The sequence below is a fragment of the Streptomyces racemochromogenes genome (assembly GCF_044129415.1).
Taxonomy (GTDB): Bacteria; Actinomycetota; Actinomycetes; order Streptomycetales; family Streptomycetaceae; genus Streptomyces; species Streptomyces racemochromogenes_A.
Map to the genome: position 1 here is coordinate 80,388 of NZ_JBBDHD010000015.1, position 16,493 is coordinate 96,880.

The window sequence follows — 16,493 nt, forward strand, 5'->3', positions numbered from 1 at the left end:
CGGACCTGCGGGCCGGGCGGACCGGGCGGGGGCGCCCGCCCTCCCGGCTCAGCCCCGGCGCTCCCGCAGGCCCAGGCCGGGCGACGGGTCCGGCCCGGCCCTGCGGGCCGGGGCCGTACCGGCCCCGCGCCGGACCGGCCTGCGGGCCCGGGCATGCCTGCGGGGCGGGCGAGGGGGGCCACCCTCGCCCGGCTCGGGGCCGCCCTGGCCGCTGCGCGGAGCCCTCTCCCCGCAGCGGCGTTCCCGCAGGCCCTGGCCGGGCGACGGCCGCGGCCCGGCCCTGCGGGGCCCGGGCTCCGGCCCTCCCGGCTCCGGCCCAGGCGCTCCCAGGCCGGCGACGGGTCCGGCCCGGCCCGCAGGGCGGCAGGTCGGGCGGGGCGGCCCCCCGTCCCGGTCGGGGGCGCCCTGGCTGCTGCGCGGAGCCGTGTCCCGGGGCTCCGCCCCGGGACGCTCGCCCGGCCGGCGCCGGAAGGCGCCCGACTCCGAGGGAACGGGGGCTGGGGCAGGGTCCCAGTTTCGGGAAGGGGCGGGGTGGGGGAAGAGCCCCCGCAGGGCCCGACGCACCGCACCGCACGACCATCCACACCAAGCCGAAGGGCACGCGACATGCACCGCGCACTGATCGTCGTCGACGTACAGAACGACTTCTGCGAAGGCGGCAGCCTCGCGGTCACCGGCGGCGCCGACGTCGCCGCCGCGATCACCGAGCTGATCGGCAACGCCACCGCCGGCTACCGGCACGTCGTGGCGACGCGGGACCACCACATCGACCCCGGCCCGCACTTCGCCCTCCCCCCGGCGGAGCCGGACTACGAGAACTCCTGGCCCGCGCACTGCGTCGCCGGGACCGAGGGCGTCGGGTTCCACCCGAACTTCGCGCCCGCCGTGGCCTCGGGAGCCGTCTCCGCCGTCTTCGACAAGGGCGCGTACGAGGCCGCGTACAGCGGCTTCGAGGGCACCGACGAGAACGGCCGCGGCCTCGCCCAGTGGCTGCGCGAGCGGCACGTGAGCGAGGTCGACGTCGTCGGCATCGCCACCGACCACTGCGTCCGCGCCACCGCCCTCGACTCCGCCCGCGAGGGCTTCACCACCCGGGTGCTGCTGGACCTGACGGCCGCCGTGGCCCCCCGCACCACCGAGAAGGCCCTGGAGGACCTCCGGACGGCCGGTGTGACCCTCGTCGGCACCGTGGGCGGCGCCCGCCCCCACGCCTGACCCCGCAAGCCCCAGGGAGCCGCGGAAGCCCCCGGGGCCCCGGGGGCGGACCCCCTACCGCCCCAGCAGGGCCCGGATCGGGTGCCACAGCTCCGCCGCGGCGTCCGGGGCGCCCCGCCACAGGAGGCCGTCCGGATGGTGGAGCACCGCCGTGATCTCGTCCGGGGTCGGGGGCTGCGCGTTGCCCCGGAGGTACACCGCCCGCATGCCGAGGTTCCGCAGCCTGGTCAGGGCGCGGGCCCGGTTCGCGGCGTGCACCAGCACGCGGACGTTCCCGGCCTCGCCGGACGGCCTCGGCAGCGTCAGCGCGACCACGACACTGCCGCCCGGCAATCTGACGAAACCTCCACCTGGCATGATCCTCAGCTCCCCCGTCAATAAGAACAGTCGTCCCCCGCATCTAAACGCGATCGGCCGCCGCCCGCTAGAGGGCGACGGCCGATCATGCTTTGACCTGCGATTTCAGGCCATTACTTGCCCGAGGGGCCGACCTCGATCGTCATCTGGAGGCCGTCGTAGGTCTCCTTCGCGATCTTGATCTTGGTGTTGGTGTCAGCGACCTTCACCGAGCCGGTCGGGTTCTCGTCGTAGTAGTACTTGCCCTTGTGGTCGTCGAAGACCAGGTTGGCCGGCTTCGGCTTGACGAAGAGCGACTCGCCGTTCTTGTGCAGGGTGAACGCGTCCGTCGAGTAGGCGCTGAACGGGGCGTCGTACGGCTGGATCTTGTTGCGCAGCAGCGTGCCGTCGGCCCACTTCATCGGCTTGGCGTTGGCGTCGATCGGAAGGATCAGGCCCGAGCCCGGGTGCTGGCTCGTGTTGTTGTCCTTCTGCGACTTGTCCCACAGCCAGATCAGCAGACCGTCCTGGTACGGGTAGTGCTCGACCCAGTTCGGCTTCGAGTTGGCCCAGCCGAAGTTGTACGGGCCCACCTTCAGGGTGTGGTCGTACGAGACGTAGCGGCGGTTCTCCGCGATGTAGTACTGCGGGTACTCCTTGGTGAAGCCCGCGCCGACCCGCTGGAAGCCCTTGCCGGTCCAGCCGTTGTCGCCGTTCTCGGCACCGTCGGTGAACAGCGCCGCGCCGTCGGCGGTCAGGGTGATGGCGTCGGCCGTGAAGCCCTTGCCGCCCGCGCCGCCGTCCGTCTGGTAGCGGAAGCGGAGGTCGATCTTCTTGCCCGCGTAGGCGTCGAGCGGGAAGTTCAGGGACTTCCAGGCGCCGGAGACGCCGGTCAGCGAGGGGGCGCCGGAGGCGTCGGCCGGGAGGGCCGCACCGTCGGCGGTGCCGGCCAGCGCGGTCCAGGTGGCGCCGCCGTCCGTGGAGACCTCGGTGTAGAGGAAGTCGTAGTCCTGCTCGATGTCCCACCAGCCCTTGAGGGAGAGGGCCGCGGACTTCTTGCCCGTCAGGTCGACGGAGCGGGTGAGGGTGTTCTTGAGGTCGTCACCCATCTGGCTCCACCACTGCGAGGAACCCTCGGCGGGAGCGACGATGTCGGTCTTGACCTGCTTCTTGGGCAGCTCGACGACCAGCGCCTGCTTGTCCTTGGTGTTGTACTCCGAAACACCCAGCTTGTGCGTGGACTTCGTCGCGGCCTTGGCCGTGTCGTAGTTCAGCCAGCCCAGCTGGAGCTTGTCCCAGGCGGTCATGTCGCCCGGGAGGTCGCCTATGGAGTCCTTGCCCTCGCCGAGCCAGGAGCCCGCCGACATCAGGGACCAGAAGCCGACCGAGTTCTCGCCGCCACCGGAGGTGTCGTAGAGGTCCGGCAGACCGAGGTCGTGGCCGTACTCGTGCGCGAAGACGCCGAGGCCGCCGTTCTCCGGCTGCATCGTGTAGTCGCCGACCCAGATGCCGGTGTCGCCGATCTGGGTGCCGCCGGCCTTGTTGCCCGCGGGGCCGGTCTTGCCGACGTCCGTGCCGTAGGCGTACCAGCGGTGCGCCCACAGCGCGTTCGTGCCCTGCACGCCGCCGCCGGCCGACTCGTCCTCGCCCGCGTGGACGATCTGGAAGTGGTCGATGTAGCCGTCGGGCTCGTTGAAGTTGCCGTCGCCGTCGTAGTCGTTGCGGTCCCACTGGTCGTACTGCGCCAGCGTGGCCTTGATGTCGGCGTCGGACTTGCCGGCCTTCTTCTGGGCCTCCACCCACGCGTTCACACCGTCGCGGACGGCGTCCCACACGTTGGAGCAGTTGGTCTGGCCGCAGTAGTTCGAGCCGTAACGGGCCTCGTTGTACGGGATCTTGACCCAGTCGGAGACCTGGCCGTCGACCGAGTAGCGGCCGGAGGAGGTCTTCTCGTAGTAGGTCTTCAGCGAGTTCTTGCCCTGGCCGGTACCGAAGTACAGGTCCTGGAAGTAGTCGCGGCTGAAGTCCTTGCGCCAGGCGGTGCTGTTGTTGCTCGCGCGGTCGGGCTGCGCGATCTGGTTGTGCAGCGGGCCGGGCGTGCCCCCGTACTTGGGCTGCGGCGGCTTCGGGCCGTCCGGGCCGTCCGGGTCGAACATGGTCGTGTTGTCGACCTGGTCGCCGAAGTCGACGAGGATGGTGAAGATCTTGTCGGTCTTCTCGCGGCCGAGCTCGACGTACTTCTTGTCGTCGAGCTTGACGACCTTCGAGGCACCGCGCTGCTCGACCTGCTTCTTGCCCGCCAGCACCTGGTCAAGGGCAGCCTCGCGCGCCTGCGCCTGCTGCTTGCTGAACGGGGTTTCGAGGTCGTGCTTGACCTTCTCCTGGGCAGGAGCGGTCGGGTCCTGCTTGCCCGAGGCGGGCACGCCGCCCCAGCTGGTGTCGGCCTGGGCCGTGGCGAAGAAGGCGCCCGAGGCGGCCGTTGCCGCCATGGTCACGCCGACTACGGCGGCGCGCATCGCGCGACGCCTTGCGGAGTTGCCGGTCACTTGATGTCGTTCCCCTCCCGCGGCCGCGGGCGTTTGGTCGGAACGTCTCCAAAGGAGTGGGGGGTTCCGCGCGGCGCGCGTCTCAAGTGACGACATTTGACCGGAGAGTCTAAAGAAAAGACAGACCTTGACTTCTTCCTTACAACTGCACTATGCGGTCAGCCAGTTCCGCTATTCGGACGTTTGGAGTCATCGGGGCCTTCCGGGGCGAAGGGGCCGCCGACATGTCGATGTCGTCCCGTTGCGACCAGGTGTGCGACCGGGCATGTGACCGGGTTTGTGACCCCCGTGCGCCCCCCGTGCTCCGGCGCCGTGGGTAAGGTCGCGCTTACCTGTGGCCCTCCTCGGGCATCGGTCGTATGGGCCACTCGACGCGCGCGACCGCCGAGCGGACTCCGAGCCGACGTACCTGTGCACCTCCCGCCTCCGAGGACGGAACACGTCATGCCGCGTCCGACTGCCGCTCAGCTCGCCTACGGCTCCGCCACCGTCATCGTGTCCACGATCGCCATGCTGCTGCTCTCGCAGACGAGCACGGGGGTCGGGGTCGCGGTGATCTCCGCCGCCGCGCTCGCCCTCGGGCTGCTGGTCGCCCTCACCGTGCCCCTTCCGCGCCGCCGCGGCCGGCACGCCGCCGCACGCGGAACCCGGCCGGCCGCGGCGGTCCCGGGCACGGTACGGGCCGACGCGGGCACCGACACCGCCGCCCGGGTGCCGGAGCCCCGAACGGCCCCCGTGGAGCACTCCGTTCACCACTGAGGCGCCGCCCCGGCGCAGGCCTCAGGGCACCGAGACCACCACGGTCTTGGCGGCCTTGTCGTGCAGGCCCTGCTTGTAGGGCTGGTCGACCAGGATCGAGATGCCCACGACGACCCACCACAGGCCGCAGCACAGGAAGACCGGCACCCAGAGGGTGGCCGCCCGGCCGAGGGCGGCGCCGGACGGAGGCACGCTGCCGTCGTTGAGCATCGCCACGCGCAACCGCATCGCCTTCTTGCCGAGGGTCTGGCCGGTCCTCTGCGTGAAGTACCAGTCGTAGGCGATCCATACGGCCACGTAGAGCAGCCACCACAGCAGGGCGGCGCCGGTGAACCAGCGCGAGGCGGACTCGGTCATCTGCCCGTTCGGGTCGGTGTCGGACGGCAGGGCGAAACCGATCGCGAAGAGGACGAGCCAGAGCGGCACGAACACGACCACCAGGTCGATGAGGCGTGCCACGAGCCGCTTGCCGGTGTCCGCCAGCGGGGGCATGCCGGCGAGCGGATCGGGCATGCCGTAGCCGTGCCCGCCGCCGTACGGATCGCCGGGCCCGCCGCCGTACGGGGGCGGAGGCGGGGGCGGGGGCGGATACCCCCCGCTTCCGCCGGCCCCGCCGCCCGCGCCGCCGGGCGGGGGCGGGTAGCCGCCGCCCGGCGGGGGCGAACCGTACGGCGAACCGCCCGCCGGAGGCGTCGGTTCCTGCGGCTTCTTGAGGAACGGGTCGTCCTCGGGCGGCTGGCCCGGCGGCGGCTGGTCGGTGCTCATGGCCCGAGTCGAACCCGGCCCCACCGGCCCCGCAACGCCACGGGGTCCGTCCGGGGGACGCCCCCGGCGGCCCCCGGGCCGTCAGCGGGCCACGTACGTCCGGGCGGCCTTGTCGTGCCAGGCCTGCCGGCGCGGACGGTCGACGAGGCACCAGAGGCCGCCCGGCAGCCCCAGGGAGGCGTACACGAGCCAGCGCAGCAGGGCCGCGCCGAAACCGGGCGGGCGCAGGGTGGCGGTGGCCAGCACCCGTACCCCGCACAGCTTCTTGCCCGGGGTGCGCCCCCAACGGGCGGTGGGCAGCACCTCGTAGAACACCGCGAACAGCAGGACGGCGGCCAGGACGAGGCCGAGTCGGCCGGCGGTGGTGGCGTCGAGCAGCCATACGGTGGTCGTGCGGCCGCCGGCCCGGGCGGCGTCGACCTTGGCCTGGAGATGGGCCCTCACCCCGGGTACGAGGGGCGCCGCGGCGCCTACGGCCACTCCGGCGAGGACGAGCGAGTCCACCGTCCTGGCCAGCCCCCTGCGCGCCAGCCCGGCGGGCCGCACGGCGCGTTCCGCCATCCGCTCGAAGAGGGCCCGCGCGTCCTCCCGTACGGGTGCCTCGGGCGACACGGCGGGGGCGGACGACGGGGCGTGCGCGGAAGCGGGGGCGTGCGCGCCGGGCCCCGCGGGGACGGGCGGCGCGGCGGGGGCCGCGGCGCGGGCGGCGGGCGGCGAAGCCTCCGGCCGCGGACCGGGGGCCGCAGCCGGAGCCCGGCCGTGGTCGGCCTCCGCCGCGTCCGGACGGCCCCGCCCGGCCGTCACGGAACCCCGCGCCGGACCGGGGTGCGCACCCCGCCCGGGTTCCTCCGCGGACCCCGCCGTCCGGCCGTAGCGGACCGGCGCCCCGGCCTCCGGGTCGCCGGCCCACTCCCGCACCGGGGCGTCGGAGCGGTTCCGGCCCGGACGCGGCGCGGAGGGGAGCTGCGGGGCGTCGGGCCACTCCCGGGCGGGGTCGTCCGCGGGGTGCGGGATCCCGTGCCACGCCGGCTCGGCGGCGGGGCCGGAGGGCTCCGGTGCGGGGGCCGTCGTCCGCGCGGGGGCGGAGGACCGGGCCGGCAGCGGGCTCCCCGCCCGTGCGCCCGGGTCGGGGCCGGCCGGGCGGACGGGGGCGGCCGCCGGGGCCGCGGCCGCCTGCGGGGTCGCCTGCGGGGTCGCCTCGGGCCAGCTGGACGTGAGCCCCGAGACACCGGTGCCGGGGGCGTCGGGCCAGGCCGGCGGGCGGGCCGAGAGGATGCCCACGCTCTCGGCGGCCGCCTGCGCGGGCAGCCTCCGGGCGGCGGGGGCGGCGGGGGCGGGCCGGGTCAGGGAGATCCCGCCGGGCCGGGCGTCCTCGGGCTCCCCGACGTCCGGGCCGCCCCAGGAGACCCGGACGTCGCGGGGCCCGCCGAACCCTGCCTGGTGCGCGGGATCCGCCTGCCAGCCCCCGCCCGACGGCGCCTCCCGGCCGGCGCCGGGCGCGGAGGGCCGCTCCTGCGGCGACGGGTCGTCGCGCCGGGTGCCGGGCGCGCCGTCGGCCCGCCGGGCGTCGGCGGGCGCCGCCTCCTTGCGCCACCCCGCGGGCGACGCCTCGTCCTCCCACCTTTCGGATGAGGGCCCGTCCTCCCACCTCCCGGACGCCGCTTCCTTCCGCCATCCGCCGGAGGAGGGCTCGGGCAGGGCCTCGGACGCGGAGGTCTCGTCGAGGAACACCGGCCCCGTCTCCTCCACCGACACGGGGGCCGGGGCGGGGGCGGGACGGCTCGTACCCGGGACCCAGGCGGCGCCGTTCCAGTACCGGACGAACCCGGGGATGGACGGATCGGGGTAGTAGCCCTCGCGGGCCGCGTGCTCGCCGTCACCAGGGGAGGCCGTCAATGTCCCCAACTCCGATCGTGGCTCAAGGCTTGTGCAGGGGAGGACCCAAGGGGAGGACCATAGCCAAGAACCCCCTCCCGACAGGTCCGGTAACGGCAGATTCCAAGCCTTTGAGCGAACCTCACCCCACCTCCGGCCCTCCCTTCACCTCAGCCCACCGATTCCGGTCATCCGACAGATTTCGGCCAACCTCGAAATCGGTGCCGGAAGTCGCGTCATACCCGGGCACATCGGCGCTCTCTCCGGGCGTGGGGCGGTCCGCGCCCCGCGACCGCAACCGACGCAGCGAAGTGAGGCCGCCGTGCACCACCACCCCGTCAACCCCGTCATCGAGCGCGAGCTGGAGCTCCGGCTGGTCCTGTCCCCGGAGCGCGGCATCCGCGTCCCCGCGAAGCTCCTCTACCTCACCGACGACCCCTACGCCGTGCACATCACCTTCCACACCGGCACCAGCGCCCCCGTCAACTGGACCTTCGCCCGCGAGCTGCTCGTCGAGGGGGTGTTCCGCCCCTGCGGCCACGGGGACGTCCGGATCTGGCCCACGAAGATCGACAACGAGTCCGTCCTGTGCATGGCGCTCAGCTCCCCCGACGGCGACGCCCTCCTGGAGGCCCCGGCCGGCGCCGTGTCGGCCTGGCTGGAGCGCACCCTGCGCGTCGTCCCGCCCGGGACCGAGGCGGAGCGGCTCTGCCTGGACGAGGCACTGGCCGAACTGCTCGCCCCGACCCCGGCCGACGAGCTGTGGCTGCGCGACCCGTGGCCCTCGGACGAGTCCTCGGACGGCGACCTGTGAGGGGCGGCGACCGCCGGGACCGGCCCTCAGAACACCTTGCCGGGGTTCAGCAGCCCGAGCGGGTCGAAGGCCTGCTTGACGGCGCGCTGCATCTCCAGCCCGACGGGACCGAGTTCGCGGGCCAGCCACTCCTTCTTCAGCACTCCGACCCCGTGCTCCCCGGTGATGGTCCCGCCCAGGGCCAGTCCGAGCGCCATGATCTCGTCGAAGGACTCCCGGGCCCGCCGCGCCTCGTCCTCGTCCGCGGGGTCGAAGCAGACGACCGGGTGGGTGTTGCCGTCCCCCGCGTGCGCGCAGACTCCGATCAGCAGGTCGTACGCCCGCGCGACGGCGGCCGTGCCGTCCAGCATCTCGGCGAGCCGCGAGCGGGGCACGCACACGTCGTCGATCATCGTCGCGGGCCGCAGCGCCTCCAGCGCGGTGAGGGACATCCGCCGGGCCTGGAGCAGCAGTTCCGACTCCGCCTCGTCCTCGGCGGGTACGACGGCGCTCGCGCCGGCGGCCTCGCACAGCGCGCCGACGGCGGCGAGGGCGGCGGGCGCGTCCGGGGTGTCGAAGGCGGCCAGCAGCAGCGCCTCCGTGCTGTCGGGCAGGCCCATCCTGCCGAGGGCGTTGACGGCGCGGACGGTCGTCCGGTCCATCAGCTCCAGCAGCGAGGGCGCCAGCCCCGCCTCCATCACGGCGCAGACGGCCTCGCAGGCGGCCGCGGCGGAGGGGAACTCGGCGGCCAGCACCAGTTGCCGGGGCGGCGCCGGCCGCAGCCCCAGGACGGCGCCCACGACCACGCCCAGGGTGCCCTCGGAGCCCACGAAGAGCCGGGTCAGGTCATATCCGGCGACCCCCTTCGCGGTGCGCCGCCCGGTGCGCAGCAGCCGGCCGTCCGCGAGCACCACGTCCAGTCCGAGCACGTACTCGGCGGTGACCCCGTACTTGACGCAGCACAGCCCGCCCGAGGCGGTGCCGATGTTGCCGCCGATCGTGCACTGCTCCCAGCTGGAGGGGTCCGGCGGGTAGTACAGGCCCTGTTCGGCGACCGCGCGGGAGAGGACCGCGTTGACCACGCCCGGCTCGACGACGGCGATCCGGTCGACGGGAGAGATCTCCAGGATCCGGTCCATCTTCACCAGGGAGAGCACGATGCAGCCGTCGGAGGCGTTGGCGGCCCCGGAGAGGCCCGTACGGGCGCCCTGGGGGACCACCGGGACGCGTAGGGCGGTCGCGGTCCGCATCACGTGCCGCACCTGCTCCACGGTCCGCGGCAGGACGACGGCGGCGGGGGCGCCGGCGGGGCAGAAGCTCGCCATGTCGGTGGCGTACGAGGCGGTCACCTGCGGGTCGGTGAGGACCGCCTCGGGCGGGAGGCCCTCGCGCAGCCGTGTGAGCAGGCCGGGGGGCGGGGAGGCGAGGTCGTCGTCCATGGGGCCAGAGTGGCAGCCGGGGCCATCGGTGTGAACACGGCGGCGGCGGGCTTCGGACACCCGGGACGCCTCTTCATATTGACGCACAGTGAGCGCATGGACGGTTTCGACGAGCATTCCCCGCAGCCCGCGCCGCCCGTGACCTTCACCGGCCGCAAGACGGTGGTGGCGGCCGCGGTGACGGTGGTCCTGATCGCCGCGACCCTGCTGATCCGCCCCGCCCGCGCGGGCGACGACGCGCGCCCGCCGGGGCCGAGCGAGCGGGCCGCGTCGGCGGTGGGCATGGGTGCCCCAGTGGCGGCGGTGGACCTGACGGCGCTGGTGGCGGACCGGGAGAAGTGGCTCGCCGGGCATCCGGACGACGACGCTTCGTGGGCGGTCCTCGGGTCCGCCTACCTGGAGCAGGCCCGGCGGACGGCCGATTCCGGCTGGTTCCCGAAGGCGGAGCGGGCCCTGAAGCGGTCGCTGGAGGTGCGGCCCGCGGAGAAGGGGAACTTCGACGCGATGACGGGCATGGGCGCCCTGGCGGGCGCCCGGGGGGACTTCGCGACGGCCCGCAAGTGGGGCGAGCTGGTCCGGGCGCAGGCGCCGCGGCGCTGGACGGCGTTCCCCGTGCTGGTGGACGCGTACACGGGCCTGGGCGACTACAAGGGCGCCCAGAAGGCGATGGAACAGCTGCAGGAGCTGCGTCCGGGCCTGGCCGCGGAGCTGAGGGCGGCCCAGGTGTACCGGGACCGGGGCTGGCGCGAGGACGCGGTGGTGGCGCTGGAGGCGGCGGGGGGTGCGGCGAAGTCCCCGGCGGAGAAGGCGTACGTGCTGTTCCGGCTCGGGGAGCTGGCCTGGGAGCGGGGTGACCCGGCCGAGGCGCTGCGCCAGTACGAGGCCGCCCAGCGCACGGACCCGGCGCAGGCGGAGGCCCTGGGCGGCCGGGCGCGGGCGCTGGCGGCGCTGGGGCGGAGCGGGGAGGCGGTGCGCGACTACCGGCTGGCGCTGGGGCGTACGCCGCTGCCGCGGCTGGCGCTGGAGCTGGGCGAGCTGCTGGACTCGCTGGGGCGGCCGCAGGAGGCGCGGGCGCAGTACGAGGCGGTGTCGGTGCTGGCGGCGCGGAGCACGGCGGACGGGGTGGACCAGGAGGTGGTGCTGGGCCTGTTCGAGGCCGACCACGGGGACCCGGCGGCGGCGGTGCGCCGCCTGTCGGCGGAGTGGGAGCGGCACAAGAGCATGCAGGTGGCCGACGCCCTGGGGTGGGCGCTGCACCGGGGAGGGGAGGACACGGCGGCGCTGGAGTACGCGAAGAAGGCGACGGAACCGGGGCTGCGGAGCGCGGAGTTCGCCTACCACCGGGCGGTGATCGAGCAGGGGCTCGGTGACGAGGCGGCGGCGCGGCGGCACCTCCAGGAGGTGGCGCGCACCAACCCGGACTTCTCGCCGGTACGGGGGCCCCTGGCGAAGGAGGCCCTGGCGGCGATCGGCCAGCCGGCGCCGGGCGGCCCGGAGAACATGCAGCCGCGCACGCCGTGGGTGGCCCCGGAGATGCCGAAGCCGCGCCCGAAGCCGAAGCCGGCGGCGCAGAAGCCCGACCCGAAGCCGGCCCCGGCGAAGCCCCGGCAGCCGAAGCCCGGCCCGTCGGCCGCCTGACCCCGCCCGGAGGACGGCCGGCCCCGCCGCAGGACGCGCGGCGGGGCCGGACCGGGACCCGGGACCGTGGGCTAGAGGTTGCCGCGAATGGCCTGCTCCCGCTCGATCGCCTCGAACAGGGCCTTGAAGTTGCCCTTGCCGAAGCCCATCGACCCGTGCCGCTCGATGATCTCGAAGAACACCGTCGGCCGGTCCTGCACCGGCTTGGTGAAGATCTGCAGCAGGTACCCGTCCTCGTCCCGGTCCGCGAGGATCTTCAGCTCGCGCAGCTCGTCGATCGGCACGCGCGTGTCGCCGACCCACTCGCCGAGCGTGTCGTAGTACGCGTCCGGCACGGACAGGAACTCCACGCCCGCCGCGCGCATGGTCCGCACGGTCGCGACGATGTCGTTCGACGCCAGCGCGATGTGCTGCACGCCCGGCCCGTTGTAGAACTCCAGGTACTCGTCGATCTGCGACTTCTTCTTCGCGATCGCCGGCTCGTTGATCGGGAACTTCACCTTCTTGGTGCCGTCCGCGACGACCTTCGACATCAGCGCCGAGTACTCGGTGGCGATGTCGTCGCCCACGAACTCCTTCATGTTCGTGAAGCCCATGACCTTGTTGTAGAACGAGACCCACTCGTTCATGCGGCCCAGCTCGACGTTGCCGACGCAGTGGTCGATCGCCTGGAAGGTCCGCTTGGCCGGCGGCTCGACCATCGGGGCGGCGGCCGTGTAGCCCGGCAGGTAGGGGCCCGTGTAGTCGACGCGCTCGACGAGCGTGTGGCGGGTCTGGCCGTAGGTGGCGATCGCGGCCAGCACGACCGTGCCGTGCTCGTCCTTGACCTCGTACGGCTCGTCGAGGCCGCGCGCGCCCTGCTCGACGGCGTACGCGTAGGCGGCGCGCGCGTCCGGGACCTCGATGGCGAGGTCGATGACGCCGTCGCCGTGCTCGGCGACGTGCTCGGCGATGAAGCGGCCGTGGTCCGTCGTCGCCTTGATGACCGAGGTCAGGACGAAGCGCGCGGAGCCGTTGGTCAGCACGTAGCTGGCGGTCTCCCGGCTGCCGTTCTCCGGTCCGGAGTAGGCGACGAGCTTCATGCCGAAGGCGGTCGAGTAGTAGTGCGCGGCCTGCTTGGCGTTGCCCACGGCGAAGACGACCGCGTCCATGCCCTTCACCGGGAAGGGGTCCGCCTCACGCGCGGTCTGCGGGGTGGTGTCCAGGGTCTCAGTCATGTGCGCAGCGTCCCGCCGTTCCACAAGCTGCGCAATAGTTTCCATTTCTGCTGTACAGATTGACCAGCGGAGCCTGAGGATGGCTGAGAGATCTGTGCAGTATGACCAGCCGATCGAGGGAAGGTTTCCATGGCTATCGACGAACTCGACGGACGGTTGATCGTGCTGCTGGCGCGCGAGCCGCGCATCGGCGTCCTGGAGGCCTCGCGCCGGCTCGGGGTGGCGCGCGGCACGGTGCAGGCGCGCCTGGACCGGCTCCAGTCGAACGGGGTCATCCGCGGCTTCGGGCCCCAGGTGGACCCGACGGCGCTGGGCTATCCGGTCACCGCCTTCGCCACGCTGGAGATCAAGCAGGGGCAGGGTGCGGACGTACGGGCCCACCTCGCCGGGGTGCCGGAGGTGCTGGAGCTGCACACGACGACGGGGCACGGGGACATGCTGTGCCGGCTGGTGGCGCGGTCCAACGCCGACCTCCAGCGGGTCATCGACCGGGTCGTCGGCTTCGAGGGGATCGTCCGGGCGTCGACGGCGATCGTGATGGAGAACCCGGTACCGCTGCGGATCATCCCGCTGGTGGAACAGGCGGCCGGGGACCGCTGACGGCGTCCGCCGGCGTCCAAAGAAAAGCTTGCAAAGAAACCCTTGCATAGAACCCTTTGCAAGCCTACGGTTGAGCCATGCCCGAAACGAACGCCGAGAACCCGCAGCAGCCGGCCGACCCGAAGCAGCCCGCCGTCCGCACGCTCGACGCCCGCTCCCTGCGCGGCCTCGCCCACCCCCTGCGCATGCGCATGCTGGCCGCCCTGCGCCACGAGGGACCGGCCACCGCCTCCCAGCTGGCCGAGCGGCTCGGCGAGTCCAGCGGCGCCACCAGCTACCACCTGCGCCAGCTCGCCGCCCACGGCTTCGTCGAGGACGCGCCCGGCCACGGCAAGGGCCGCGAGCGCTGGTGGCAGGCGGTCCACCAGGGCACGGCCTTCGACGAGACACTGATGTACGACGAGAGCGACCCGGAGACGCGCGGCGCCGCCGACGCCTTCCTCCACGAGATCGCCACCATCCACACCCAGGAACTCACCACCTGGCTCGGCGACTCCCACACCTGGCCGAGGGAGTGGCGCTCCTCGACCGACATGAGCGACTTCACGCTCCGCCTGACCCCCGCCCAGGCCACCGAACTGATCCACAAGATGCACGACCTGGTGAACAGCTACCGCGACCTGCCGCAGGCCGAGGACACCGAGACGGTCCGCCTCCACACGCACGCCTTCCCGCGCCGCGGCCGCGCGTAGCGCCACCCCCCTCCCCTCCCTTCCTCCACCCGCTCCGAAGGAGTCCTGTCATGCACGCCTTCACGCACACCCGGATACACGCCGCCCGCACCGCCGAACTCGCCGCCGAGGCCGCCGCCTGGCGCCTCACCCACGACGCCGCCCCCGCCGCCCCGACCGCCGCGCCCACCGCGCCCACCGCGCCCACCGCCCTGCGCGACCGGCTCGGCGAGGCCCTGGTCGCCGCCGGGACCCGCCTGATGCGCCCCGAGCACCTCCGCGCCCGCGTCCACCGGCACGCCGTATGAGCCGGCGCCCGTTCGCGGCCGTCCTGGCCGCCAACACCATCTCCATAGCGGGCAGTTCACTCACCCTGATCGGCGTCCCGTGGTTCGTGCTCCAGACCACGGGCAGCGCCGGACGGGCCGGGGTCGTCGCCTTCTGCGCCACCCTGCCCATCGTCGTCGCGGCCCTGGTCGGCGGCCCGGTCATCGACCGGATCGGCCGCCGCCGGGTCTCCGCCGCCTCCGACCTGGTCTGCGCCGCCTCGGTCGGCGCGATCCCGCTGCTGCACTACGCGGGACTGCTGGAGTTCTGGATGCTGTGCGCGCTCATGGCCCTCGGCGGCCTCGTGCACACGCCGGGCCTGACCGCCCGCTCCGTCCTGCTGCCCAACCTGGCCGAGCACGCCGGCACCACCGTCGCCCGGGCGGCGAGCCTCTACGACGCCGTCTCGCGCGGGGCCCGGATGATCGGGGCGGCCCTCGCCGGCCTGCTGATCGCGGTCCTCGGCGCGGAGACGATCCTGCTGATGGACGCGGCCACCTTCGCCGTGTCGGCACTGCTGGTCTCCGCCTTCGTGCGCGGCCTTCCCGCCGCCGAACCCCAACGCGGCTCCGAGAAGCCCTCGTTCGCCGCCTACCGCGCCGAACTCGCCGAGGGCTGGCGGTTCCTGACCCGCTCGCGCCTGCTCCTGGGCATCACCCTCATGGTGATGACGACCAACGGCCTGGACCAGGGCTGGTCCTCCGTCCTCCTGCCGGTCCACGGCCGGGAAGACCTCGGCGGCGCCACCGCCCTCGGCCTGATGATCTCCCTCTTCGGCGGCTTCGCCCTGCTCGGCGCCCTCCTCTACGGGGCGTGGGGCGACCGCTTCCCGCGCCGGGCGGTGTTCGCGGGGGCCTTCCTGGTCTCGGGCGCCACCCGCTACGTCGTCGCCGCCGTCACCGACACCCCGCTCCCCCTCGCCGTGACGATGGCCCTGGCGGGCCTGGGCGCGGGCGTGCTGAACCCCGTCCTGACCACGGTGATCTTCGAGAGGGTGCCCGAGGAACTGCGCAGCCGGGTCTCGGGCGTGACCACGGCGGGCTGCGAACTGGCCATGCCGGTGGGCGGCCTCGCCGCGGGCCTGCTGGTCGACGCCCTCGGCGTCACCCGGGCCCTGCTCGCCTTCGGCGCCGTCTACCTGCTGACGACGCTGAGCCCGGTCCTCTTCCCGGCCTGGCGCCAGATGGACGCCAAGCCGTCGGCCCCCGTCAACAGGCCGGAACGCCCTCACCCCGGTTCAGCGCCCGCAGCGCGTTCACCGCATCCGTCAGCGAAGTGACGGGAACCAGCTGAAGCCCGGCGGGCAGCTCGGACTTGGCGTCGGAGCATTCGGCCTTGGGGACGAGGAAGACCGTCGCCCCGTCGCGGCGGGCGGCCTGGGTCTTCAGACCGACGCCGCCGACCGCGCCGACCTTCCCGTCCGCGCTGATCGTCCCCGTGCCGGCGATGCTGCGGCCGCCGGTGAGGTCGCCGCCGCTGCCGTCGCCGTCGATCTTGTCGACGATGCCGAGGGTGAACAGCAGGCCGGCACTGGGGCCGCCCACGTCGGCGAGATTGAGGTCGACCTTGACGGACTTGGGGTCCTTGTGGAGGAAGCCGAGCGCGGCGGCCTCCGCGGCCGACTGCGACTGGTTCATCTCCTCCAGGTTGTGTTCCTCGATCTCCTTGTCACTTCCGCCCGACGGGTAGACCGACTCCCTGGGCATGACCGCCTCGTCGCTCCTGAACCAGTGGTCGACGAGCTCGTGCAGCCGCATGGTCGAGGAGGGGCCGGTGGCCCGGATGGTGGTCATGCGCAGCTGGCCCTTGGTCTCCCGGACGGGGGCGCCGGTGACGGTGATCACCGGCTTGCCCTGGTCGGAGCCCAGCACGTCGGCCGTGGGCCCCGGGACGGCCACCACGAAGGGCAGCGGAGCGAGGGCCGCGACGGCGAACAGCGCGAGGACGGGCGCGGCGCAGACGGCCAGGGCGGTGGGGCGCGGCAGACGTGTGAGGCGAGAGAGCACCCGGCCAATCTACCGACCCGGACCACGCGGACCGCGCCGCCCGCGGCCGCGTCCGCCGGCCGGGGTCAGCGCAGGGCGTCGGCGACCTCGCGGGCCGCGTCGACCACGCGGGGCCCGACCCGCTCCGGCACGGCGTCGGCGAGCATGACGACGCCCACGCTGCCCTCCAGGCCGGTGATGCCGACCAGGGGGGGGGGGGGGGGGGGGGGGGGCGGGGGGGCGCGGGCGGGGGGGGGGGGGGGGGGGGGGGGGGGGGGGGGGGCCGGCCGGGGCGGGGCGGCGGGGCGGGCGGGGGGGGCGGGGGCG

The 16,493-nt window shown here is 74.0% G+C and carries 15 protein-coding genes and 1 pseudogene; 8 read left to right on the forward strand and 8 right to left on the reverse strand.

Translation table 11 applies throughout. The annotated features are described in order from the left end of the window. Nucleotides 1–606 precede the first annotated feature (606 nt). A complete protein-coding gene (locus WDV06_RS08780) occupies nt 607–1,215 on the forward strand; it encodes an isochorismatase family protein (RefSeq protein WP_395509068.1) in 609 nt (202 codons plus the stop codon). A gap of 54 nt (nt 1,216–1,269) precedes the next feature. On the opposite strand, the gene WDV06_RS08785 is transcribed toward WDV06_RS08780, so the two are convergent. Then, nucleotides 1,270–1,572 carry a hypothetical protein gene (locus WDV06_RS08785; RefSeq protein ID WP_395509069.1) on the reverse strand — a complete coding sequence of 101 codons (303 nt, stop codon included), beginning with the start codon at nt 1,570–1,572 and terminating at the stop codon, nt 1,270–1,272. Nucleotides 1,573–1,685: 113 nt separating this feature from the next. Further along, nucleotides 1,686–4,040: an immune inhibitor A domain-containing protein gene (locus WDV06_RS08790; protein WP_395509085.1), complete on the reverse strand. Its 2,355-nt coding sequence runs from the start codon at nt 4,038–4,040 to the stop codon at nt 1,686–1,688. A gap of 501 nt (nt 4,041–4,541) precedes the next feature. Here WDV06_RS08790 and WDV06_RS08795 point away from each other — a divergent pair. Further along, complete coding sequence (locus WDV06_RS08795; RefSeq protein ID WP_395509070.1) at nt 4,542–4,856, forward strand: hypothetical protein; 315 nt, start codon at nt 4,542–4,544, stop codon at nt 4,854–4,856. Between the two features lie 21 nt (nt 4,857–4,877). Here the strand turns inward: WDV06_RS08795 and WDV06_RS08800 are convergent, their stop codons facing one another. Beyond that, nucleotides 4,878–5,621, reverse strand: coding sequence for an RDD family protein (locus WDV06_RS08800; RefSeq protein WP_395509071.1), 744 nt, complete (start codon nt 5,619–5,621; stop codon nt 4,878–4,880). 81 nt (nt 5,622–5,702) lie between these two features. Then, the gene (locus WDV06_RS08805; protein ID WP_395509072.1) at nt 5,703–7,517 is read right to left on the reverse strand and encodes an RDD family protein; all 1,815 of its coding nucleotides are present in this window, start codon (nt 7,515–7,517) and stop codon (nt 5,703–5,705) included. Between the two features lie 301 nt (nt 7,518–7,818). On the opposite strand from WDV06_RS08805, the gene WDV06_RS08810 reads away from it, so the two are divergent. Next, a complete protein-coding gene (locus tag WDV06_RS08810) occupies nt 7,819–8,310 on the forward strand; it encodes an SsgA family sporulation/cell division regulator (protein ID WP_395509073.1) in 492 nt (163 codons plus the stop codon). A gap of 26 nt (nt 8,311–8,336) precedes the next feature. Here the strand turns inward: WDV06_RS08810 and WDV06_RS08815 are convergent, their stop codons facing one another. After that, entirely contained in the window at nt 8,337–9,728 is a 1,392-nt protein-coding gene (locus tag WDV06_RS08815; RefSeq protein WP_395509074.1) for an FAD-binding oxidoreductase, read from the reverse strand. A gap of 96 nt (nt 9,729–9,824) precedes the next feature. Between WDV06_RS08815 and WDV06_RS08820 the strand changes: the two genes are divergently transcribed. Then, nucleotides 9,825–11,366 carry a tetratricopeptide repeat protein gene (locus tag WDV06_RS08820; protein ID WP_395509075.1) on the forward strand — a complete coding sequence of 514 codons (1,542 nt, stop codon included), beginning with the start codon at nt 9,825–9,827 and terminating at the stop codon, nt 11,364–11,366. Between the two features lie 71 nt (nt 11,367–11,437). Here the strand turns inward: WDV06_RS08820 and hppD are convergent, their stop codons facing one another. Next, nucleotides 11,438–12,583: a 4-hydroxyphenylpyruvate dioxygenase gene (hppD, locus tag WDV06_RS08825; protein WP_395509076.1), complete on the reverse strand. Its 1,146-nt coding sequence runs from the start codon at nt 12,581–12,583 to the stop codon at nt 11,438–11,440. Nucleotides 12,584–12,712: 129 nt separating this feature from the next. Between hppD and WDV06_RS08830 the strand changes: the two genes are divergently transcribed. From WDV06_RS08830 to WDV06_RS08845, 4 genes are all read left to right on the forward strand, one after another. Beyond that, nucleotides 12,713–13,183 carry an Lrp/AsnC family transcriptional regulator gene (locus tag WDV06_RS08830; RefSeq protein ID WP_395509077.1) on the forward strand — a complete coding sequence of 157 codons (471 nt, stop codon included), beginning with the start codon at nt 12,713–12,715 and terminating at the stop codon, nt 13,181–13,183. Nucleotides 13,184–13,260: 77 nt separating this feature from the next. Then, nucleotides 13,261–13,875, forward strand: a complete 615-nt coding sequence (locus tag WDV06_RS08835; protein ID WP_395509078.1) for an ArsR/SmtB family transcription factor — start codon at nt 13,261–13,263, stop codon at nt 13,873–13,875. A gap of 50 nt (nt 13,876–13,925) precedes the next feature. Next, nucleotides 13,926–14,162: a hypothetical protein gene (locus WDV06_RS08840; protein ID WP_395509079.1), complete on the forward strand. Its 237-nt coding sequence runs from the start codon at nt 13,926–13,928 to the stop codon at nt 14,160–14,162. Continuing rightward, nucleotides 14,159–15,460 (forward strand): MFS transporter, encoded by a 1,302-nt coding sequence (locus WDV06_RS08845; protein ID WP_395509080.1) that lies wholly within the window; start codon nt 14,159–14,161, stop codon nt 15,458–15,460. Before WDV06_RS08840 ends, WDV06_RS08845 begins: the two co-directional genes overlap by 4 nt. Here WDV06_RS08845 and WDV06_RS08850 read toward each other — a convergent pair. Then, the gene (locus tag WDV06_RS08850; RefSeq protein WP_395509081.1) at nt 15,390–16,187 is read right to left on the reverse strand and encodes a S16 family serine protease; all 798 of its coding nucleotides are present in this window, start codon (nt 16,185–16,187) and stop codon (nt 15,390–15,392) included. The genes WDV06_RS08845 and WDV06_RS08850 overlap by 71 nt on opposite strands. Nucleotides 16,188–16,252: 65 nt before the next feature. After that, nucleotides 16,253–16,378, reverse strand: a pseudogene (locus tag WDV06_RS08855) (IclR family transcriptional regulator); the annotation flags it as partial. Nucleotides 16,379–16,493: the final 115 nt, after the last annotated feature.